Below are 22,404 nucleotides of genomic sequence, written 5' to 3'. Positions count from 1 at the left end.
GCGTCACCGTGTTCTCGGATCAAGGATGCGATAAAGCACGTCGGACAGGATGTTGATTGTCAGGAACACGGCGCCGATCGTCAGCACCGAGCCCATCACGACGTTCATGTCGTTCATCTGCAGTCCGCGGGTGAGATACTGCCCGAGCCCCGGCCAGCCGAAAACCGTCTCGATCAGCACCGCGCCTTCGAGCAGGCCGCCGAAGGTCAGCGCCAGGATGGTCAGGAGCTGCACGCGGATATTCCGAAAAGCATGGCGCCAGATGACCTTGCGGGTGCCGAGCCCCTTCGCCCGCGCAGTGATGATGTATTCCTGGCTCAGCTGTTCCAGCATGAAGCTTCGCGACATGCGGCTGATATAGGCGACGGAGTAATAGCCGAGGATCGCCGCCGGCAGGATGATGTGGCCGAGCGCGTTGTAAAATACGTCCCATTGGCCCTGGATCGCAGCATCGATCAGCAGGAAGCCGGTCATCGGTGTGACGAGGCCTTCGTAGAAGACGTCGACCCGGCCCGATGCGCCGACCAGCTTCAGCTTCGCATAGAAGACGAAGAGCGCCATCAGACCGGTCCAGAAGATCGGAATGGAATGGCCGGCAAGGGCAACGATGCGGGCGATGTGGTCGATCACGGTCCCCCGCCTAACGGCGGCGGTGATGCCGAGCGGGATGCCGATAATTGCGCCGATGATCATGGCGATGATGGCAAGCTCGATGGTCGCGGGAAAGATCGTCATTAGATCGGTCAGGATCGGCTGTCCCGTCGTCGCCGACATGCCGAGGTCACCTGTGGCGATCTTGCCGACATAGGAGAGAAACTGCATCCATATCGGCTGGCCGAGCCCCAGCTCGTTATAGACCCGATCGTAAACCTCCTTGCTGACCTCCGCCCCGGTGATTGATAGCACCGGGTCGGCGGGCAGCAGGCGGCCCATCGAGAAGGTGAGGAAGAGCAGGCCGAGCAGCGTCGTGACGACAGCCACCACCCGCCCCGCCAGACGCCGTAGCAGGCTGATCAGAGGGTGCGGGGCCGCATCGGCGAACCCGCCCTCCGCCGAGCGGCGGCTCGCCTCCCGCTTCGATGTCAGATCGGCGCTCGCCACGCGCTCTACTCCTTGGTCACATCATGCCAGCGCGTCGACCAGGTCGTGTGCCCGTGATAGCCCTTCACGTTGGCGCGCATGACATAGGGGTCGGTTCGCTGGAAGAAGATGACGAGCGGGGAAGCCATGCCGGCATAGATGCCGTCCATCTTCTTGAAGATATCGGTGCGTTTGCCCGTGTCGCGCTCCTTCATCGATTGATCGATGAGCGTGTTGAGCTCGTCCACCTTCATGCCGGTACGCCAGAGATAATAGCTGCCGAGGCGTGCCTCGTCGCTATTGTCGGGATTGAAGGCGTATTGCGTGGCGACGGCGAAGGGATCGGGCAGGCGGGCGCCGGAATTGCCGAGCAGCACTTCGAATTTGCGCTCGCGGAAGGCGGGCGTGAATTCGCCGGGTACGAGATCGAGATCGAAGCCGGCGGCTCGTGCGCTCGCCTGCAGCGCTTCCGCGAAGGGCAAGGTTGGTGCCCCCGACGGATTGAGCACTTTCTTCAGGCCATTGGGATATCCGGCCTCCGCCAGCAGCTGCTTGGCCTTGGCGGGATCGTAGTCATAGCGGACCGCAGCCTCTTCGGGAGCGCCGATCATCCCGCGCGGGATCATCGACTGCCAGGGAAAGCCGGTGTAGCGCATGATGTTGCCGGAGATCGCCTTCCAGTCGAAGGCGTGCTGGAAGGCCTCGCGAACCTTCGGCTTCTGCAGGTCAGGGTCTTTCTGGTTCAGGGCTATGTAATAGAAGCCGAGACCCGGAACGTTGTCGATGACCATATCCTTGTTGCTGGAGAGTGCATCGAGATCGCCGCTCGCCACATACTGGCCGACATCGACGTCGCCGGCCTCCAGCTGAAGCCTGAGATTGCCGGATTCCGGAATGTGGCGGGCGACGACGCGGGCCATGGCCGGCTTGCCGCCCCAATATTTCGGCTGTGCATTGAAGATCGCCACGTCGTTCGGCCGCCATTGCGCCAGAGTGAACGGGCCGCTGCCGGCGGAATTGGCCGAGAGCCAGGCGCCGCCGAAATCGCCGTTCGCCTCATGCGACAGCACCGTCTTTTTGTCGACGATGCCGATCGAGGAGCCTGCCAGCGAATAGAGCACCAGGTCGGTATTGACCGCCTGCGGCAGCTCGATCTCCAGCGTGTGTTCGTCCTTGGCGCGGACGAGCTTTTCGACGTTATCGGCCGTGAAGCCCCAGAGCGCGACGTCGGTGGAGCCGACCTGGCCCATCTTGATGACACGCTGGATCGACCAGGCCGCGTCCTCGGCGGTCACCTTGTTGCCGCTCTGGAAGACCGCGTCGTCGCGCAGGGTCAGCGTGATGATCTTGCCGTCGGGCGATACGCTCCATTGCGTCGCCAGCATCGGCTTCAGCGTCTTCAAATCGTCCGGCGACAGTTGCACGAGGTTATCGTAGAGGTTCGAGATCAGCTCGGAGACCGTGCGGGCATTGTTCTGGGCCGGATCGAGCGTGCGGATGCCGGTCAGATTCGTGCCTATGACGAGCATATTGGGCGGCGATGCCGCCAGGCTCGGCTGTGCCGCCATCAGGGCGCCTGTCATAGCGATCGTCGTCAGTAGCTGTTTCAGCATCTCAAGACCTCCCAATCCTGTTGCTTGCGGGAATGATGTTCGAACTTAGCCGGCTGCCTTCACGTCCTGCCGGTCCGTTTGGATATCGCCCTCGGCCTCCCAGCCTCGAAGCAGCCGATGCAGCTCGTCGCGATCCTGCGCGTCGAGCCGCGGCAATCCCGGCACGCGCACCGAGCCGACATCGAGGCCGGAATAGGTGACGGCCTCTTTCACGACGGTGACGTTCGCGCCGTTGCGGAATTTGGTGCGCATCCGCTCGAAGGGTTCGAGCTTGTTGACGATCGATCTCGCCGCGGCGAAATCGCCTTTTTCAAGCGCTTCGTGCACGGCAAGCGAAAGTTTCGGTGCGACGTTGACGAGGCCCGAGGTGAAGCCGCGCGCGCCGGCTGCGGTGAATGTCGGCGCCCAGCTCTCCGCCAGGCCGCACACAAACAGCGCGCCATTCGGATCGGCCGCGGGGATCGCCCGCGACAGCAGCATCAGATCAGTCGTGGCGAACTTGATGCCGGCAATATTGCCGTGGTTGGCGAGGCGGACGATCTCGGCGACGCTGAAGCCTTCCGCCCTGACATAGGCGACGAGCGGCAGGGGGGAAGCATCGGCGAGATTGCAGAAATAATCGATCTGGGCCGATGGTGCCGCGAAAGGATCGACGGGCTGATGCGACATGACCGCCGATGCGCCGATCGCGGACGCATCCCTGGCCATGCCGATCGCTTCGCGCAGCGACCGACCGATCGCCGCCGTCACCGGCGCGCGGCCATCAACACCCGATACCGCCGCCTCGTGGACGATCCGGATCTCCTGCGGCGTCAGAGCATAGAATTCTCCGGTATTGCCGGCCGCGACGATGTTGTGAATGCCGGCCACGGCCACCCGCTCATAGACCTTCGCGGTAATCCGGGGCTCGACTTCCCCCCCGGCGTCATAAGCCGTGACCGGAACGCCCGACACGCCCCTAAGCGCCTTGCGCATGATCGCGATGCTCATTTTTCTCCCCCGTTCGCTTTTCTTCCAGTTGATCGTCAGCCGAAACGGAAGGGCGGCAGCCCCTCCGCATCGACATCGAAGGCGATGACCGTGCCAGCCTCGAAACGTCCGGTGCGGTCGCTCGACAGGCTCGTGACGTAGAGGGTGGTGAAATCCGGCCCTCCGAAACACGGCATTGTCGGTGCTGCGACCGGCAGAATGTAGATTTCGACGATTTCGCCGTCGGCCGATATTCTGTTCAGGCGGCCGGCGGAAACGCCGGCGCTCCAGTAGAATTCATCGCGATCGGTCGTCGCCCCGTCCGGCCGCCCTTGTTCCTCCGTGAAACTGAGAAGGCGGCGTCCTTCGCCGAGCTCACCCGTTGCGGGATCGAAATCGAAGGCTTGCAGAAAACACTGTCGGCTGTCGGAGTGATACATCCGCCGGCCGTCCGGCGACCAGGCAAGGCCGTTGGAGCTCGTCAGTCCCGTTGCCACCGTCTTCGTGCTGCCATCGGCGCCGACACGGAAGAGCGCCGCGTCGTTCATCTGCGGCTTGGCCTCGCTGATCGAGCCGACCCAGAAATGCCCATCCGGGCCGACCTTGCCGTCGTTGAGGCGGCCATTGATGTCGCGCCCGACCGGATCGCAGAGAAATTCGATATCGCCTGAGACGGGATCAAAGAGATGGACGCCCGTCTGCAGACCAACGATGATCCTGTTGTCGCGGCAGAGCCCGAGGCTGCCGACTGCAGCCGGCATGTCGAAGCGATCGACCTTGCCTTGCGGGGAAAGTCGCAGGATTGCCGGCGCCAGGATGTCGACAAGCCAGAGAGCGCCGGTTTCCTCGTCCCATACGGGCGATTCACCGACCGTCAGCGGTTGCTGCAGTACGGAACGGATCTTCGGTTCAATGATGCGCGGCGCCGTCACGAGACCGTCTCCAGATCTTTGACCAGGCCCTCGGCATCGCGCATGCGGATGTTGCCGTCGTGATTGAATTCGCAGAAACCGCCGCCCTGGAACGAGCGGGCGACCCGCCCCTCCGCTCCGTCCTCGATACGGGCGTGATCACGCGGCCGATCCTGCGGCTGGTAGCCAAGCCGCGTCGCCAGATCGTTGTCCCACCATTTCGTGTCGGTGTCGGAAACACCGTAAACAACCGTTGCGGCGATCTGCGGATGGGTGAGGCCGATCCGCACCAGTTGCGCCAGATCCCGGGCGCTGATCCAGATCGCGATCGTGCGCTCGCTGTTGGGGTAGGTGCCGGCATTGCCGATGCGGATGGAAAGGGAGCGGATGCCCGATGTGTCGTAATAAAGCCCCGCCACCAGCTCGCCCCAGCATTTGGAAAGTCCGTAGGGACTGTCCGGGCGCATGGGATCGAGCGGCGAAATGACCTCGCCGCGGGGATAAAAGCCGGTCGCATGGTTGCTTGAGGCGTAGACGACCCGCTCGACCTTGTTGATCCGGGCGGCCTCGTAGAGATTGTAAGTGCCGAGCACGTTCGCCTGCAATATCGCGTTGATATCAACGCCGCCCGCAAGACCGGCGAGATGAACGACACCGTCAATGCCGCCCAAAGCGGCCGTTGCCTCTTCGAGGTTTGACAGATCGGCGCCAACGAAGCCTTCATTCTCGGCCAGATCCGCAGGCTCATGAATATCGATCAGGCGGAGATGCTCAACATGCTGCCGGAGAAACGGGCGCAGCAGCGTCCCGACACGTCCGGCGGCACCCGTCATGGCAATCCGTCTCATCGTCCTTCCTCCCATTGTCGCTCAAACCCCTTGAAACATGCGGGCGCGCGCATTCAGTATGTGTGTCTTCATCGCATCATGCGCTTCGGCTTCCCGCCGCGCGAAGATCGCCTCCACGATGACCGCATGCTCGTCCTGAACGCTGCGGATCTGCTCCGGAGTCCGTTTCAAGCTCAGGCTTCGCGTTACGGAATGGCCGATGGCGAAATGCGGCTTGAACCATTCGCGCACGGTGATGTGAAACTGGTTGCCTGTCGCCGCCGCAATTGCGTCGTGGAGGGCCTGATCCTCCTCGGCGCCGAGCTCGCCGTTGCGCAGACATTGCTCAAGCGAGAGAAGTGCGGCCGTTATCCGCTCCTTGTCGGCCGGCTGCCAGTTTCGCGCGGCAAGCTCCGCAGCTTCGGCCTCGAGACCGGCGCGGAATTCGAAGAACCGCTGGACATCGGCAAGCGAGCCGACCGGAACCATTTTCAGCATCGACGAATCCGGCCGCTGGCGGACATAGGAACCAGAGCCCTTGCGGGAAACGACGAGGCCATCGGCCCTCAGACGTTCGAGCGCTTCTCGCACAACGGGTCTCGATGCACCAAAATCGGCGGCGAGCCTGGTTTCCGACGGCAGCCGTTCATTCACGGGAAAGTTGCCGTCCGCGATCATCCCCACGATCTTCTCGTAGATGATGTCGCTGAAGCGCGTTGCGCCCCGGCTTGAAACGGCATCGACTGCAAACGTCATTATCGCTCTTTTCTCCCCCGCAAGTGGCGAATTCGCCCCGTCGGCTCTTCGTCCGGCGAGCAGAAGCCTATGCCTTCTCGACCATGCGCCGGGATGGCGCCGCGCCGTCACCGGCCGCGATGCGGCCTGTATACAGCTTCTGACAGGTCTGTCTTCTTTCCCTATCCAAGGCAGGATTGCCAATGGCTTGGCGTTGTGTCTGATACGACATGGCTATCGAATCTGTAATTATCTGTCAACTCTTGTAATCATTTGAGAACGTGTCTATGGTTTCGTTCCAGCGCCGAGGAGGGCGCAAAACGGCAGGTCGGGAGCCCGCCTGTGCCGGCATAAAAGGGGAGGAATCGATGCCCAATGAAATTCTGTCTCGCGGTGTCACCCGCCGCGCCGTTCTCGGCGGCATGGCTGGTGCTGCAGCACTGTCCATCGCCGGTCGTGCCTTCGCCGCCGGCGGGGAAGCGCCTGCGCTGGCGCAACTGGTCAAAGACGGCAAACTGCCGCCGCTGGCCGAGCGCCTGCCGAAGAAGCCGATGGTGGTAACGCCGTTCGAGAAGGTCGGCACCTATGGCGGCACGTTGCGCCGCGGCCTGCGCGGTTCATCCGACCATAACGGCATTCTGCGCATGGTCGGCAACCAGAGCCTCGTGCGCTGGAATCTGGAATTCACCGCCGTGCAGCCGAACCTCGCCGAACGCTGGGAAGTCAGCGACGACGCGACTCAATTCACCTTCCATCTGATCGAAGGCGTGCGCTGGTCAGACGGACACCCGTTCACGGCCGACGACGTTGTTTTCGCGATCGAAGACTGCGTGAAGAACACCGAGCTTTACAGCGCGACGCCGGCGCAGCTAGCCGTTGCCGGCAAGCCGGTCACTGTCGAAAAGATCGACGATTATACGGTGAAATTCACCTTCGCGGCGGCCAACGCGCTTTATCTTGAGAACCTTGCCACGCCGCTCGGTCAGCATCCGACGCTCTTCCCGAAGCATTACTGCAGCCAGTTCCTGCCGAAGTACAATCCCAACATTGAGGCCGATGCCAAGAAGGCAGGCGTCACCAGCTGGACGGAGCTCTTCCGCAACCGCTGCGGCGACATCGAAATTCCGACGCGCTGGGGCAATGTCGACAAGCCGACACTCGATCCCTGGGTGGTCAAGGAGCCTTATGTCGGCGGCGCCACGCGCGTCGTCATGACCCGGAACCCCTATTTCTGGCAGGTCGATACGGCAGGCAACCAGCTTCCCTACATCGATGAGATCAATTTCGGCATTTCGCAGGACGTCGAATCGCTGATGCTGAACGTCATCTCCGGAAAGATCGACATTCAGGAACGTCACATCAGCGTGCTGGCCAATAAGCCGACGCTCTCCCAGAACATGCAGAAGGGCGATTATCGTCTGCTGACGCTCGTGCCTTCGGCCTCGCAGCAGTGCCAGATCTACTTCAACATCACCCATAAAGATCCTGCCATGCGCAAGATGTTTGCGGACAAGGCGTTCCGGCAGGCGCTCTCGATCGGCATCAATCGCCCGGAACTTATCGATATCGTCTATTTCGGGCAGAGCGAGCCCTATCAGGCCGGGCCGCGCCCGACCCATCCCTGGTACCACGAGAAATATGCGCGTCAATTCACCGAATATGACGCCGATAAGGCAGGCGCGATGCTTGATCAGGCCGGTTATAAGAAGGGGCCCGACGGCTTTCGCGTTCGGCCCGACGGTCAGAAGGTGTTCTTCTCGGTCGACGTCATTCCGACGCTTTATCCCGATCTCGTCGATGCCCTGGAGCTGGTCAAGACGCATTGGTCGCAGATTGGCATCGACATGAAGGTCAATACGATCGAGCGGGCGCTCTATTATACCCGCGGCGACGACAATGCCCATGATGCGCAGGTGTGGCCGGGGCCGGGTGGTCTCGATCCAATGCTCGACCCTCGCGATTTCTTCGCCTTCCATCCGCAGGGGTCGCGTTACGCCATTCCGTGGACGCTCTGGTATACGTCCAACGGCGCGCGCGGCGAAGAGCCACCGGAAAGCCAGAAGAGGCGCATGAAGCTGTTCGACGAAGCGCGTTCGACGGCCGATCTCGACAAACGCGGCGCGATCATGAAGCAGATCTTCGACATCGCGGCGGAGGAATTCGAGACCGTCGGACTTTGCCTTGCGGTCGGCGGCTTCGGCATCATCCGCAATAATCTGCGCAATGTTCCCGAGAAGCAGCCGGATAGCTGGTCCTGGCCCAATCCGGGACCTGCGATGCCGCAGCAGTTCACCTTCACGAGCTGATTTTGATCGAGCGCCGTACCGACGGTACGGCGCTTTCTCCGGTTCGCCTTCCGATGCCTTGCCGGCGATGAGAGCCGGTTAGGCCCTGAGGGCGGTACTCAATGCAAGAGGCGCCCATGCTGGTCTTTATCGCCAAACGCTTGCTGTGGATGATTCCATCGCTCTTTGCCGTCAGCTTTCTCGCTTTCGTGCTGATCCAGCTGCCGCCGGGCGACTATGTCACGACTTATATTGCGACGCTGGCGGCCTCTAACGAAATCGTCGATCAGAACACCGCGGCGCAATTGCGCGAACGCTTCGGACTCGATGACCCGATGCTCATCCAATATTTCAAATGGATCTGGGGCATCCTCTCGCGCGGCGATTTCGGCATTTCCTTCGAATGGCAGCAGCCGGTGTCGGATCTGATCTGGGAGCGCATGGCGCTGACCCTCGTCCTGGCTCTCTCGACGTTGATCGCCACCTGGGCAATCGCCCTGCCGATCGGTGTCTTTTCCGCCGTCCGCAAATACTCGATCGGCGACTATTTCTTCACCGCCTTCACCTTTTTCGGTCTGGCCGTTCCGTCCTTCCTGCTGGCGCTGGTGCTGATGTATATCGCGGCGGTCGAATTCGGCCAGGACGTCGGGGGATTGTTTTCGCCGCAATATGAGAATGCGCCCTGGAGCTTTGCCAAGATGGGCGATCTCTTCTCGCATCTCTGGCTTCCCGTCATCATCCTTGCCGTCTCCTCGACGGCGAGCCTCATCCGCGTCATGCGCGCAAACATGCTCGACGAGCTGCCGAAGCCTTACGTGACGACGGCCCGGGCAAAGGGGCTCTCGGAATTCCGCCTGCTGATGAAATATCCGATGATGATCGCGCTCAATCCGTTCATCTCGACGATTGCCTGGCTACTGCCCAATCTCATCTCCGGCTCGGTCGTCGTCGCCATCGTTCTCAACCTGCCGACGGCCGCACCCTTGCTGCTGCAGGCGCTGATGGCCCAGGACATGTATCTGGCCGGCGCCTTCGTTCTGCTGATCTGCGCGCTGACGCTGATAGGCTCTCTGATCAGCGACATCCTGCTTGCGCTGGTCGATCCCCGCATCCGGTTGGAATAGGAGCCTGATATGGCCGACATCGCCGTTACAAACATTCAGCCGGATCGGGCCGCCGTCGCATCGCAGTGGCAGCTGATCTGGTGGGCTTTTCGCCGCCACAAACTGGCCATGGTGGCGCTCGTCGTCACCGTGATGATGTACATCGTTGCCCTGGTTCCGGGCTTCTTCGCCATTAACGATCCGAACCTGCAAAATGCGCGGGCGACCTTCCATCCGCCGCAGAAAGTGCATCTGATCGATACCGAGAACGGGTTTTCCTTCGGCCTGCATTATTATCCGATGAAGCTGACCCGCGATCCGGAAACGCTCGCCGCCATCTTCAAGGAAGACACGACGAAGCGCGTCGACGTCCAGTTCTTCGGGCGCGGCTATGAATATTCCGTGTTCGGCCTGTTCAACACCAACATCCATCTGATCGCCTCGCCCGACAAGACGACGCCGCTGCTTCTCTTCGGCGCCGACCGGCTTGGGCGCGATGTCTTCAGTCGGACGGTTCAGGGTTCGCAGGTCTCGCTGTCGATCGGCCTCGTCGGCGTCTTCCTGTCGTTGATGCTCGGCATCGTGATCGGCGGCATCTCCGGATATTACGGTGGCCGCATCGATTTCTTCATGCAGCGTGTAATCGACTTCGTGCTGTCGCTGCCGACGATCCCGATCTGGCTCGCCATGGCTGCGGCCCTGCCGCAGGATTGGCCGGCGACGCTGCAATATATGATGATCACGATCATCCTGTCGCTGACCGGCTGGGCTCAGCTCGCCCGCGTCGTTCGAGGCCGCTTCCTATCCCTGCGCACCGAGGAATTCGTCGCTGCAGCCAGGCTGGATGGCGTTCGTGAAGGCCGCATCATCTTTCGTCACATGCTGCCGAGCTTTGCCAGCCACATCATCGCGTCGATCACGCTCGCGGTGCCGGCGATGATTCTGGCCGAAACCTCTCTCTCCTTCCTGGGGCTCGGGCTGCAGCCGCCGACCATTTCCTGGGGCGTGCTTTTGCGCGAAGCCCAGAATATTCGCTCGATCGCTACGGCGCCTTGGCTCTTCCTGCCAGGCTGCGCTGTCGTGGTCGCCGTCATGGCGCTCAATCTCCTCGGCGACGGTCTGCGCGACGCGGCCGATCCCTACAACAAATGAGGCCGGCATGACCGACATCGTTCCCATTGCCGGCAGGCCGCTGCTCGAGGTGAAGAACCTCACCGTCGAATTCCCGCTGCGCACCGGCGTCTTTCGCGCCGTCAGCGACCTGTCCTTTACAATTGAGCCGGGCAAGACGCTCTGCGTGGTGGGTGAAAGCGGATCCGGGAAGTCGGTGACGGCGCGCTCGATCCTGCAGATTGTCGACGCGCCCGGCCGCATTGCCGGCGGTTCGATCACATTGAACCACCCGAAGGGCGGCTCCATCGATCTGACCAGCCTCAATCCGCGCGGGCGCCAGATCCGGGCGATCCGCGGCCGCGATATCGCGATGATTTTCCAGGAGCCGATGTCGTCGCTGTCGCCCATCCACACCGTCGGCAACCAGATTATCGAGGCGCTTCGCCTTCACACGAGAATGAGCAAGGCGGAAGCGCGTGCTGAAGCCATATCGCTGCTCAAACAGGTGGAAATTCCCGCGCCTGAAAAGGCACTGGATCGATATGCATTCCAGTATTCCGGCGGCATGCGCCAGCGCGCGATGATCGCCATGGCGCTCGCCTGCAAGCCGCAACTGCTGATCGCCGACGAGCCGACCACGGCCCTCGACGTGACGACGCAGGCCGAAATTCTCGACCTGATCGCCCGGCTGCAGAAGGCCAACGGCATGGCCGTTCTCTTCATCACGCATGATATGGGCGTCGTGGCTCAGATCGCCGACGATGTGCTGGTGATGCACAATGGCGTCGCCAAGGAATATGCGCCGGTCGAGCAGATCTTTCACGCTCCGAAAGACGACTATACCCGCATGTTGATTGGTTCGGTGCTGAAGTTGGAGCAGAAGGCCGAGATTCGCCTGGCGCGGGCACCGCTCGATCGGACGGCGGCGCCAATCCTGGAATTGCGTAATCTTTCGATGGATTTCGGCGAGGTCAAAGCACTCGACGACGTCTCGATTTCGCTTTTGCCGGGCGAAACGCTCGGCATCGTCGGCGAAAGCGGATCCGGTAAGACGACGATGGGCCGCTCGATCATGCGGCTGCTCGATCCAACCGCCGGCGAAATCCTCTATCGCCGCGCCGATGGCGGCATCATCGACCTGGCAACGGCAAAAGGCCAGACGCTTGCCGCCGCGCGCCGCGAATTGCGCATGGTGTTCCAGGATCCCTTCGGCTCCCTCAATCCACGCATGACCGTCTCCCAGATCATCGGTGAACCCTTGCTCGTCAACGGCATCGCAAAGGGACGGGCGCTGGACGAGCGCGTCTGCCACCTGATGGAGCAGGTCGGCCTTGATCCCAGGGCCCGCGAACGCTATCCGCATGCCTTCTCCGGCGGCCAGCGCCAGCGCATCGGCATTGCCCGCGCCATCACCCTCAATCCGCGCGTCATCGTCGCCGATGAGGCGACCTCGGCGCTCGACGTCTCCGTGCGCTCGCAGGTGCTCGATCTCCTGATGCGCCTACAGGACGAACTCGGGCTCGCCTATATCTTCATCAGCCATGACATCGGCGTCATCCGCTACATGTGCGACCGCGTCGGCGTCATGTATAAGGGCCAGCTCGTCGAAATCGGCGAGGCGGAGAGGGTCTGCCGCACGCCCGAGCATGCTTACACGCAAGCGCTCATATCGGCCATTCCGCGGCCGGATCCACGCGACCGCGACCGTTCGCGGCGCTTCCGTTATGTCGCTCCCGACACTCTGAAGAACGGGAGCGCTCAGCGATGAAGATCACCGGCATCAGAACGTTTCTCATGCATGCAGGTCAGCCCGATCCGTCGAAATGGGCTTCGGATGAGCGTTCGGGAGAGGGGGCGTCAACGCAGCTGCGGGACACGAGAAACTGGCTGTTTTTGAAGATCGACACCGACGAGGGCATCACCGGCATCGGCGAATGCTCCGGCTGGCCGCGCGTTATCGAGACGGCGATCCATGATTTGGCGCCGCTCCTGATCGGCGAAGATCCGGCCCATATCGAGCGCCTATGGCAGAAGCTGCATATCGCAATGATGGGTCACGGCATGCTCGGCACGGTCGGCGGCGGTGCGATGACCGGCATCGACATGGCGCTCTGGGACATCAAGGGCAAGGCGCTCGGCGTGCCGGTCTGGATGTTGCTCGGCGGCAAGGTGCGCGACAGGATCCCGATCTATTCGCATGCCAACACGCCCGAACGTGCGCTTGCGATCAAGCAGCGTGGCATAAAGGCGATCAAGTGCGGTGGCGTGGCCGATCCTGTTCGCAAGGTCGCAGCACTGCGCGAGGCGGTCGGCGACGATATGGACATCGCCATCGACCTGCACGGTCCGCCATGGCTGACCCCTGCGGACGCCTGCCGCCTGGTGCGGGCGCTCGAACCCTATGAACTGATGTGGGTGGAAGATCCGATCGCGCCCGACAATCTCGAAGGCTACAAGCGCATTCGCGACGCCGCTCATGTGCCGCTTGCCGCCGGCGAACGCTCGGCAACCATCTTTGGCGAGCGCGAGCTCATCGAACGAGAGCTGGTCGATGTCATTCAGCCCGATACCGGCCGGGCCGGCGGCATCACTCAGATGAAGAAGATCGCGGCCATGGCCGAAGCCCATCACATCCAGATGGCACCGCATTGTGGCTCGCTCGGACCGGTGGCGGAATATGCAGCCCTGCATCTGTTGGCCGCCATTCCGAACGCGTTCATCCTCGAGCGGCTGGACGACGACTGGGACGGCCGCCGCCGGACGATCGTGCCGCATCCCGAGCAGGTCGATGGGCTGATCGCCGTTCCCGATGCCCCCGGGCTCGGCTGTGATATCGACGAGGAATTCGTCGCCCGCTTTCCGAGCGGCGGCAACGTCTCCGTTCCCGTGCCGGAGGCCGCCGGATCCTATAATCCCGGAACCTACAACGAGCATCTCTACGTGCAGACGCGCGTGGCGCGCCGCAGTTATTACAATCGCTAGAAGGACAGAATGATGAAGATCGACCGCATGCGGGTGTTCATGACCCGTGACAAGGACCGACCCCGGGTGATCGTCGCACTGGACACCGATGACGGGCTGACGGGCTGGGGCGAATGCTACAATCACGGCCCCGACAAGGCGCTGCCGCCGCTGCTCGATTATCTCTACGGCTTTCTCTCCGGCCAGGACCCGACACGCGTCGATTATCTCGTCAACCTGCTGATCCAGCAAAGCCGCTTCCCGCCGGGCGCACTCGGCCTTGCTGCGATTTCCGCGCTCGACCATTGCCTGTGGGATTTGGCGGCCAAAGCCGCGAATGTCCCGGTCTACAAGCTGCTGGGTGGCGAGGTGCGCGACCGCATCAAGGTCTATGCCGGGGTCTACACCGCGCCCGACGCGCCGGCCGCCCGCGACGAGTTCGATCGCCTGAAGGAGGAATGGGGATTCACTGCCTTCAAGCTCAGCCCCTGGCGTATCGACATGCATGCTCATCGCTGGGGCAATGTCGTAAAAGCCTCGGCCGACTATTTCCGCTCGCTTCGCGAGACGGTGAATGACGAATACGAGATTGCCTTCGATGCTCATGCCAAGATTTTCGAACCGATCGCCGCAAGGCAACTCGGCAATGCGCTGGCGCCCTATGACCCGCTGTTCTACGAAGAGCCGCTGCGTCCTGAGAATATCGAGGCCTGGGGCGATCTGAAGCAGGGGCTCAACTGCGTGCTGGCCACCGGCGAGTCGCTCTATAACAGGAACGAATTCCTGCGGCTGCTACAGGTCAAGGGCGCCGACCTGATCCAGCCCGATATCTGCGTCGTCGGCGGCATCAGCGAAATGCGCCGCATCGCCACGCTGGCCGAAGCCTATTTCGTCGGCGTCGCTCCGCACAACCCGATGGGGCCGCTGGCGACGGCGGTCAATGTGCATTTTTCAGCCGCGGCCCAGAATTTTCGCATCCTCGAATACCGGCTGCCGAAGGGCCAGGCCTATGTCTATGGAGGCCTCGACATCGAGAAGCGGCAGGGGGAAACACGCTACGTCGTGGACCCCTATCTGCCGAAGGATGGTTATCTCGAACTGCGCCCCGACCGGCCCGGCTGGGGCGTCGAGATGGATGAAAAGGCGATGGAGGAGGAAGGCTATATCCATTGGCAGCGGCGCGTGCCGAAGCGGCCGGACGGCTCTTATGCCTTCGCCTGAGGGTGTTACATGCTAAACCAGATTTGGCCGCCGGAATGAGGCAGCCAGCTCCCTGGGCGACGTTTGCAGGCATTGTAGGAACATTGCGATCCCATTCCAAGCGCCCTTAGGCATCTTTCGGCAACACTGAGCGAACCCTCGCGATGAAGAGATGGAAGTCCTGCATGAACTTGCGGAGGAATTCCGCCGTGGCCTCGTTCGTGACCTCGCCGTCATCGGTGATCAGCCCCGGAGTGAACTGGATGTAGGCTTCCGGAGCATTCATCTGCGGAGAGTTGCAGAAACTGAGCACGCTGCGCAAATTCTGCTGGGCGACGGCTGTGCCGATGGCGCCCGGCGACGTGCCGATCACCGCCGACGGCTTGCGTGTGAACGAGTTGGTGCCGTAGGGGCGGCTCGCCCAGTCGATTGCGTTTTTCAGCCCGCCGGGAATGGATCGATTGTATTCGGGCGTCACGAACAGCACGGCGTCGACGGCCGCGATTGCCGCCTTGAATGCCCTGCCGGCCGGAGGGTAGTCGGCGTCGTAATCGTAACTGTAGAGCGGCAGGTCCTTGAAGGATATCTCCGACATTTCAAGTTCCGGTGGGGCGACGCGCACCAGCGCCTTGGCGAGCTTACGGTTGATCGAGCCCTTGGCGAGGCTGCCGATAAGATAGCCTACTTTATGCGTGGTCATGGCGTTCTCCAATATCCCGCACGATAGAAGACCTATCATACGCGGAATTCTCGACGGGGTCTCTGTCCTTTGGGCGCAGGCAACTATTCGCCGATAAACGTGACTGTCTCGGCCAGCGGGGCGCGGCCCGTACGGGCGTAACTTACCGCAGGGTCTTCGTAGCCGATCGACATGCCGCAGAAGAGGATCAGCCCATCGGGCGGCGACAGGACCTCGGCGACCGTCTCGCGAACCTGCGACCACGCCATCTGCGGGCAACTGTGCAGTCCTTCGGCGCGGAGTAGCAGCATCACAGTCTGCAGATACATGCCGACGTCGGCCCATTGGGGCAGACCCAAGTCGCGGTCGATGTAGCAGAACAGGGCGGCGGGCGCGCCGAAACAATTCCAGTTGGCGATTGCTGCCCGCTGGCGCGCCTCCCAGTCCTCGCGCGCAATGCCGAGCGCGCTGTAGCGCTCCTTGCCGAAGGCGGAGCGGCGCTCGCCGTAGGGCGGCTTCAGCACGGACGGGTACATCTCGTACTGCCGCTTGTCCCAGGCGTCGCCATGCGCCACGCGCTCGACAGCTGATGTCTTGAGTTCGGTCAGGGGCGCACCGGTGATCACGTAGGTATTCCACGGCTGGATGTTCGATCCCGACGGCGACCAAGCCGCAGCGGCCAGCACGCGCTCGAGTATCTCCATCGCCACAGGCTGGTCTTTAAATCCGCGCACTGACCGTCGGCTTGTGACTGCCTCATATACGTCCATGACCGCCTCCATGTGCCGGGCCGTTTGTTCCGTTCCTGATGTGGTTCATTATCGCCACTCGCAATGGAGGCGTAATCACACCGTGGTCTAGGAGGCGTACATCAAACGTACATCAGCGATTGACGTGGTCGAGGGGCATGTCAGCAGAATTGGAGACCAATCATGAGCGGAAAGATCAGCGTTCCGCCAATGGCGTTAGGTGCCCACGGCTCGGGCACGTTCAGCCGCCGTACGACGATGCGATCCGAAAATGTCAGCGAGCGTATCGAGCATTGCCCTGACCCCGTCAGATTGAAGTGAATAATAGATCGTCTGCGCAGCCCTTCGTGTTTGCACGAGTTCCTGGTCTCGAAGAATTGCCAGATGCTGAGACGTCGAAGATTGGCTCAACCCCACTTCGTCAGCCAGGACGGTTACGGACATTTCTCCTTCGGTCAACAGATGCAGAATGTGAAGCCGTTTGGCATTCCCCATGGCCGACAGGAAGTTTGCTTCGTTGTCGAAGGCATTGGTTTTAGGGGAAGGCGCGACTGACGATTGATTGTTCAAGGCGAGATCTCCTTTGGGGAACCAAAGCCGGGTACGATGTCATATCCCCGAACTTTAATTTAGAGATAACGCAAGCGTGCGGGGCCGAAACCCATTACCGGCGCCGCATCCTCTTTTTTGGCGTGAATCGGATACGGCGTGCATCAAATGGACAGCCGGCGTTCCTGGCTCTTTGATTAAAAGCTAACGCGCCCCAACCTGACGCATCTGTGCCGGCAATGTTTCCCAGGCCCGGATCAGTTCGCCGATCGAGGCGGCCCCCATCTTGTGCATGACATTGCTGCGATGCAGCTTGACCGTCACCTCGCTGATGCCAAGGTCGAAGGCGATCTGCTTGTTGAGGCGCCCGCGCGCCACTTCGTGCAGAACCTCGCGCTCGCGCTGCGTCAGCGTCTCCAGCCGTTCGATATTGCGATTGGCGATCGCCGCTTCCGCTCGTCGTTTGCCGTCCATGACGATGGCTGCTGTCACGGCATCGAGCAGCGTCTGGTCCCGCGCCGGCTTGGTGAGGAAATCCACGGCGCCGGCTTTCATCGCCTGGACGGTCATCGGGATATCGCCATGGCCGGTCAGGAAGATGATCGGCTTGGCAATGCCGTTCTCGGCCAGATGGCTCTGCAGGTGGAGACCGCTTGCCCCCGGCATGCGCACATCGAGGATCAGGCAGCCGGGTCTGTCCAATATATCCGCGTCGAGCAGTTCGCGGGTCGAAGCAAAGCTGACCGGCTGAAAACCAGCCGACAGGATCAGCTCCGACAGCGCCTCGCGAATGGATGCGTCGTCGTCCACGATCATGACGAGCGGCTGATCCTCTTCACGTTCACGCTGCGCTGACAAAGGCGCCGATCTACGAACGAACGGCTGGTCAACCCTCATGTCACCCTCCATCTCTCGATTTGTGCAAGGCATTGGCGATGGCCGCGATCAGGGCCTGGGCATCGAATGGCTTGCGGAAGAATCCGCCGGCGCCTTGAGCGCGGCCCTGATCCGCGATCTCGTGACGGCCCGTGATCAGGAAAACCGGCAGCTCCGGACGGGATTTCCTGACGAGATCACGAAGTTCGAAGCCGTCTATGCCGGGCATTCCGATGTCGGTGATGAGCAGATCCAGGTCCGACAGCCCGGCGACGAGCAGCGAGCCTGCCGACGAGAAGCCGCGGGCGACATAGCCCGCCGATTCCAGAAGGTCGCTCATCGATTCAAGGAGTCTTGGATCGTCATCGACAATCGCCACGACATGTCTTGTCTTGTTCATGTTCAATTCCCTCCCACCCGGCGCGAGTGGGTTATCGGTATTTCCAGTTTCTCCGCGATGCGGACGAGGTCGGCGAGCGATGCCGCCGCCATCTTCTGCATCACGTTTCTTCTGTGGATCTGCAGCGTGACTTCGCTGATCCCCAGTTCCGCCGCCGCCTGCTTGTTGAGGAGGCCGCTGACGACGAGCGGCAACACCTCACGTTCGCGCGGTGTCAGGTCGAGATAGTGTTGTCTCAGCATGCCGAGTTCGGCTCGCTCGGCCCTCTTTTTCCGATCCTGGGCGATCGCCGCCTGGATTGCCGCCATAAGGTGCTCATCGCTGAACGGCTTGGTGAGAAAATCCACCGCGCCGCGCTTGATGGCGCGCACGGAGGAGGGGATGTCCCCATGTCCGGTGATGAAGACGATCGGCGGATGATCGCCATCCGCGATCTGCCTCTGCAGGTCGAGGCCGTTGATATCGGGCAGTTCGATATCGAGGATAAGGCAGGCGGGAACATCCGGCTTGTCTGCTTGCACATAGTCGCAGGCCGACTCGAAGGCGATGGCGCGTATGCCATGCGAGTCCAGCAGCTCGCCGAGAGCCTCCCGGATCCGTTCATCGTCATCTACGATGAAGACGATATGGTCATCGGTCGTCATGACGCCGCCTTCGTTTCAACCGGCAATGAAAAGATCAACGTCGCTCCGTGCGGTTGGTTCTTCTCCGCCCACAATCGTCCGCCATGCAGTTCGACGATCGAGCGGCAGATCGCCAGCCCCATGCCCATGCCGTTTTCCTTGGTCGTGAAGAACGGCTCGAACATCTTCTCGGGGAATTCGATTCCCTCGCCGCGGTCGCTGATTTCGGTCTGGATGGCATTTCCCACATGACGCACACGCATCTCGATCACCCTGTCGCCGGCAATGGCGTCCATCGCCTCGATGCCGTTGCGGATGAGGTTGATCAGAACTTGCTGGATTTGGACGCGATCGATGGCGATGAGCGGAAGGTTGCCATCGACCTCCACCTCCATGCGGGCGCGACGGCGTGCCATCTCGTCGGCCATGAGGTTACGCGCTTCGTTGACGATGCCCGAAAGCGCCGTTTGTACCCTCCTGTCTGCGGATTGTTTGAACAGGGCGCGGATGCGGCTGACGACATCCGCGGCCGAATTGGCGTCGCGGATAATGCGCTCGACCGTCCGCTGCGCTCGCTCAAGATTCGGCGGTTCGGCCATCAGCCAGCGCTGGCAGGCATGCGAGTTGGCGACGACGGCTGCGAGCGGCTGGTTCACCTCGTGGGCGATGGAGGCCGAGAGTTCGGCAAGGCTTGCCACCTGACTCGATCTTGCAAGGCCCTCTCGCGCCTGACGGAGATCTTCCTCTGCCCGAACTTCGGCGTCGATATCGAGGCAGATGACATTCCACTGGACGATCACGCCTTCGGCATTGCGCATCGGCGCAGCCCGCGTCTCGACCCAGCGATATTCGCCATCGAACCGCCGCAGACGATGCCGGCGCGCATAGGGCTCGCCGGTGCGCAATGAATGGGCATAGTTCTCTTTGACACTCGCCAAGTCGTCGGGATGAACGCCGGCATCGAGTGTGCCGTCCAGCCGGGTTTTTCCCGTTCCATCAAGCTCTTCGAGCTTATATCCGAGGAAGTCGCGCAGTTGAGGGTTGCGGTATACCGGTTCTCCATCCGGAGCCGCACAATCGATCATCGCAGGCAGTGTTTCGACGATCTGCCAGAGCGACCGTTCCCTCTCGCGCAACTCCTCCTCGATGCGCAGTTGATCGTCTATGTCATGCGTCAGACCGTACCATTGAATGATCCGCCCGCTTTCGTCCCTCAGCGGCTCCGCGCTGCCTCTGACCCAGCGGTAGATGCCATCGGCGCGCCGCAGGCGATACTGTTTGGAGAAGCGCTCGCCGGTGGCGAAGGAATGCCTCAGCGCCTCGCCAAGGCTTTCCGCATCGTCGGGATGGATGGCGGCTTCAATGATGGCGGACAGCCGGTTCGTACCCGGTTTGCCTGTGTCTGCAATATCGGGACCGAGAAAATTGATCAGCCGCTTATTAAAGAAGGTCGGCTCTCCCTCCGCATTCAGGCGCCAGAGAAGGCTCGGCACGATGTCGACGAGCTGCGATAACTCCCGTTCCCGCTCACGCAGAGCCTGTTGCGCGCGCACCTCGTCATCGATGTCGATCGCAGCCGCGTACCATTGCACGATCGCTCCATTCTGATCCCGCAACGGCTCGGCTCGGCCTTCCATCCAGCGATATTCGCCGTCCGCCCGACGCCGGCGATATCGTATCGTGTAAGGCTCCCCGGTCGCAAGCGCGCGCGCGAGCACCTCTCTCATGCGGGGTCCATCCTCGGGATGCACGGTCGCCCCGATGATGGCCGCCGAGCGGCTGATATCAGGCTTGTCCCAGGCTGCGACATCATCCACCCCGATGGATTGCAGTGTACGCCGGCTGAAGAACGTTGGTTCGCCGTTGGGCGCCATGCGGGCAATGTGAACCGGGACCATGTCCACGAGTTGCGAGAGCTCGCGCTCGCGGTCACGCAAGGCCTCCAGCGCACGCACCTCTTCGTCGACGTCGAGAGAAACCCCGTACCACTGCACAACTTTTCCATCATCATCGCGCCGCGGTTCCACTCTGCATTCGGCCCAGCGGTAGACGCCGTCCTGTTCGCGCCAGCGAAACCGCATCACCGTACCGCCGCCGGTTTCGAAGCAGTTCCGCAGCGTATGCTGAACCTCGGGGGCATCCTCGGGATGGATCAGCTGCTGCAGCAGATCTTCGATGCTCGGCTCGCCGATCGCTTCGAAATCGGCAATGACTGCGCGGAAGTGATCCTGGTAGCGTTTGTTGAAGTAGATCGACCTGCCCGCCGGCTCAACGCTCCACACTCGGACCGGAACGGCGTCGATCATCTGCTGAAGCTGCCGTTCGCTTTGTCTGACCGCCTCTTCGGCATGGACCTGATCGTCAATGTCATGGCAAAGCCCGTACCATTGGAGGATGTTGCCGGCCTGATCCCTCAGCGGCTCGGCGCGGCTCGACATCCATCGATAAACACCGTCGGCACGGCGCAGCCGGTAGCGCATGGCGAAGGTCTCGCCGGTGATGAGGCAATGGCTGAGGGCAGTGCTGAATTCGGCCGCATCATCGGGATGAACGATGGCCTGAAAAAGCGCTTCCAGCCGGCTCATATCCGGCTTGTCGGAGTCCCCTACGTCAAGGCCGAGGAAATCGACCATACGCTTGTTGAAGAAGGTAGGCTCGCCGTCGGGTCTCAGGCGCCAGACATGGCTCGGCACCATGTCCACGAGCTGCGACAGTTCCCGTTCCCTTTCGCTGAGCGCTTCCACGCTCTGGCGCAACGAAAGCACCGCCAGCTGATGCTGACGCGATATGGCGGCGACGATCAGCGCTGAGAATGCCGAGATCGCCAGGAAAAGCTGCAGCATGACCTGATTGTGTCTCTGGGACTCCGGATCGCCGGCAAACTGGCTGGCGCCGGTTATCGTGAAGACGGCGGTGATCAGGGCGAGGAGAGCGAGCGACACCGCCGCTCCCTTGAATTCGAAGCGGACCGCGGCCCAGAGAAGAGGCGGCATGATGATATAGGCGAAGGGGAGATAGCCACTCAGCGAAAGCGTGGCGACGCCGAGAAAGATCAGCGCCAGGACGGCCGCTTCCACCCATTGCCCAATCGAAAGCTGGGTCTTGCCGCGCCAGCTGTGGAAGAGGACCAGCGCCAGCGGCGCCACGATCAGGACACCGGTCGCGTCTCCGATCCACCATAAGGGCCAAGCCGTCAGGAAGGATTGCGACTGGATGCTGAACCAGGCAAGCGTGGCGCTTCCGACGGTCGCGCTGACGATTGGCGCAATTCCGGCGCTGATGACGACGAATGCGGTCACTTCCTGCAGGGTTTCGAGCCGAACCGGAAGCTTCAAAGTCCGGTTGACGAGCCATGCCGCGACCATCGCTTCGAGAGCGTTGCCGATATAGATCAGGAAGGCCGCAACTTGCGGACTATGGAACCACAGGACGTTGCTGAACATCTCCGCCAGGCAGCCCGCCACTATCCACCACGGCCAGCTGGGTCGGGAGGCGAGGATGAGGGTCGCGATGAACAGCCCGGCCGGAGGCCAGATGGAAATACCGGTTCCCGGCACCACCGCGAGCGACTGGGCGAAGCCGCAGGCGAGCACATAGGCGAGGAAGAAAAGCGCCAGACGCAGAAATGGGGGGCGTTGCGACCAGACTGTTTCCATCCATCGCTCCGGCCGGACAGGCAAAGCCGGGGAATCGTCAGCATGTCCTGCAGCAGTTGTTTTCCATTTCGGGGC

Annotated in this window: 19 protein-coding genes; 6 read left to right on the top strand and 13 right to left on the bottom strand. The window is 61.7% G+C overall.

The genetic code is table 11. The features are described from left to right. Positions 1-3: 3 nt before the first annotated feature. From B5E41_RS15020 to B5E41_RS14995, 6 genes are read right to left on the bottom strand one after another with little or no spacing between them, the layout of a single operon-like run. Positions 4-1,101, bottom strand: a complete 1,098-nt coding sequence (locus B5E41_RS15020; protein ID WP_088394811.1) for an ABC transporter permease — start codon at positions 1,099-1,101, stop codon at positions 4-6. Between the two features lie 5 nt (positions 1,102-1,106). Next, a complete protein-coding gene (locus B5E41_RS15015; RefSeq protein WP_088394809.1) occupies positions 1,107-2,693 on the bottom strand; it encodes an ABC transporter substrate-binding protein in 1,587 nt (528 codons plus the stop codon). Between the two features lie 45 nt (positions 2,694-2,738). Then, positions 2,739-3,683, bottom strand: coding sequence for a dihydrodipicolinate synthase family protein (locus tag B5E41_RS15010; RefSeq protein WP_088394807.1), 945 nt, complete (start codon positions 3,681-3,683; stop codon positions 2,739-2,741). Between the two features lie 35 nt (positions 3,684-3,718). Continuing rightward, on the bottom strand, positions 3,719-4,594 hold the full coding sequence (locus tag B5E41_RS15005; RefSeq protein ID WP_088394805.1) for an SMP-30/gluconolactonase/LRE family protein: 876 nt from the start codon (positions 4,592-4,594) through the stop codon (positions 3,719-3,721). After that, the gene (locus B5E41_RS15000) at positions 4,591-5,421 is read right to left on the bottom strand and encodes an NAD-dependent epimerase/dehydratase family protein (protein WP_088394803.1); all 831 of its coding nucleotides are present in this window, start codon (positions 5,419-5,421) and stop codon (positions 4,591-4,593) included. The genes B5E41_RS15005 and B5E41_RS15000 overlap by 4 nt, the downstream gene beginning before the upstream one ends. Positions 5,422-5,442: 21 nt before the next feature. Continuing rightward, positions 5,443-6,156, bottom strand: coding sequence for a FadR/GntR family transcriptional regulator (locus B5E41_RS14995; RefSeq protein ID WP_088394801.1), 714 nt, complete (start codon positions 6,154-6,156; stop codon positions 5,443-5,445). Positions 6,157-6,503: 347 nt separating this feature from the next. Between B5E41_RS14995 and B5E41_RS14990 the strand changes: the two genes are divergently transcribed. The 6 genes from B5E41_RS14990 to B5E41_RS14965 all read left to right on the top strand — a co-directional run bounded on the left by B5E41_RS14990 (position 6,504) and on the right by B5E41_RS14965 (position 14,818). Then, entirely contained in the window at positions 6,504-8,441 is a 1,938-nt protein-coding gene (locus B5E41_RS14990; protein WP_088394799.1) for an ABC transporter substrate-binding protein, read from the top strand. A 116-nt stretch (positions 8,442-8,557) separates the two neighbouring features. Continuing rightward, positions 8,558-9,544, top strand: a complete 987-nt coding sequence (locus B5E41_RS14985) for an ABC transporter permease (RefSeq protein WP_064807967.1) — start codon at positions 8,558-8,560, stop codon at positions 9,542-9,544. A gap of 9 nt (positions 9,545-9,553) precedes the next feature. After that, positions 9,554-10,675, top strand: a complete 1,122-nt coding sequence (locus B5E41_RS14980) for an ABC transporter permease (protein ID WP_088394797.1) — start codon at positions 9,554-9,556, stop codon at positions 10,673-10,675. A gap of 7 nt (positions 10,676-10,682) precedes the next feature. Further along, complete coding sequence (locus B5E41_RS14975; RefSeq protein ID WP_088394795.1) at positions 10,683-12,404, top strand: ABC transporter ATP-binding protein; 1,722 nt, start codon at positions 10,683-10,685, stop codon at positions 12,402-12,404. Beyond that, positions 12,401-13,618 carry a mandelate racemase/muconate lactonizing enzyme family protein gene (locus tag B5E41_RS14970; RefSeq protein WP_088394793.1) on the top strand — a complete coding sequence of 406 codons (1,218 nt, stop codon included), beginning with the start codon at positions 12,401-12,403 and terminating at the stop codon, positions 13,616-13,618. The genes B5E41_RS14975 and B5E41_RS14970 overlap by 4 nt, the downstream gene beginning before the upstream one ends. A 12-nt stretch (positions 13,619-13,630) precedes the next feature. Then, positions 13,631-14,818 carry a galactarate dehydratase gene (locus B5E41_RS14965; protein ID WP_064813191.1) on the top strand — a complete coding sequence of 396 codons (1,188 nt, stop codon included), beginning with the start codon at positions 13,631-13,633 and terminating at the stop codon, positions 14,816-14,818. Positions 14,819-14,924: 106 nt separating this feature from the next. On the opposite strand, the gene B5E41_RS14960 is transcribed toward B5E41_RS14965, so the two are convergent. The 7 genes from B5E41_RS14960 to B5E41_RS14930 all read right to left on the bottom strand — a co-directional run bounded on the left by B5E41_RS14960 (position 14,925) and on the right by B5E41_RS14930 (position 22,329). Beyond that, positions 14,925-15,497 (bottom strand): NADPH-dependent FMN reductase, encoded by a 573-nt coding sequence (locus B5E41_RS14960; protein ID WP_011428535.1) that lies wholly within the window; start codon positions 15,495-15,497, stop codon positions 14,925-14,927. 83 nt (positions 15,498-15,580) lie between these two features. Then, positions 15,581-16,246 carry a nitroreductase gene (locus tag B5E41_RS14955; protein ID WP_088395100.1) on the bottom strand — a complete coding sequence of 222 codons (666 nt, stop codon included), beginning with the start codon at positions 16,244-16,246 and terminating at the stop codon, positions 15,581-15,583. A gap of 195 nt (positions 16,247-16,441) precedes the next feature. Continuing rightward, on the bottom strand, positions 16,442-16,795 hold the full coding sequence (locus tag B5E41_RS14950) for an ArsR/SmtB family transcription factor (protein WP_064807491.1): 354 nt from the start codon (positions 16,793-16,795) through the stop codon (positions 16,442-16,444). Positions 16,796-16,978: 183 nt separating this feature from the next. Continuing rightward, positions 16,979-17,671, bottom strand: a complete 693-nt coding sequence (locus B5E41_RS14945) for a response regulator transcription factor (RefSeq protein ID WP_088394791.1) — start codon at positions 17,669-17,671, stop codon at positions 16,979-16,981. Between the two features lies 1 nt (position 17,672). Next, entirely contained in the window at positions 17,673-18,050 is a 378-nt protein-coding gene (locus B5E41_RS14940) for a response regulator (protein WP_085861875.1), read from the bottom strand. Positions 18,051-18,052: 2 nt separating this feature from the next. Then, a complete protein-coding gene (locus B5E41_RS14935) occupies positions 18,053-18,694 on the bottom strand; it encodes a response regulator transcription factor (protein WP_088394789.1) in 642 nt (213 codons plus the stop codon). Beyond that, positions 18,691-22,329, bottom strand: a complete 3,639-nt coding sequence (locus B5E41_RS14930; protein ID WP_088394787.1) for a PAS domain-containing protein — start codon at positions 22,327-22,329, stop codon at positions 18,691-18,693. Before B5E41_RS14930 ends, B5E41_RS14935 begins: the two co-directional genes overlap by 4 nt. Positions 22,330-22,404: the final 75 nt, after the last annotated feature.

Source organism: Rhizobium esperanzae (assembly GCF_002204185.1).
GTDB lineage: Bacteria > Pseudomonadota > Alphaproteobacteria > Rhizobiales > Rhizobiaceae > Rhizobium > Rhizobium esperanzae.
This window is presented reverse-complemented; position numbering and strand designations above follow the sequence as displayed.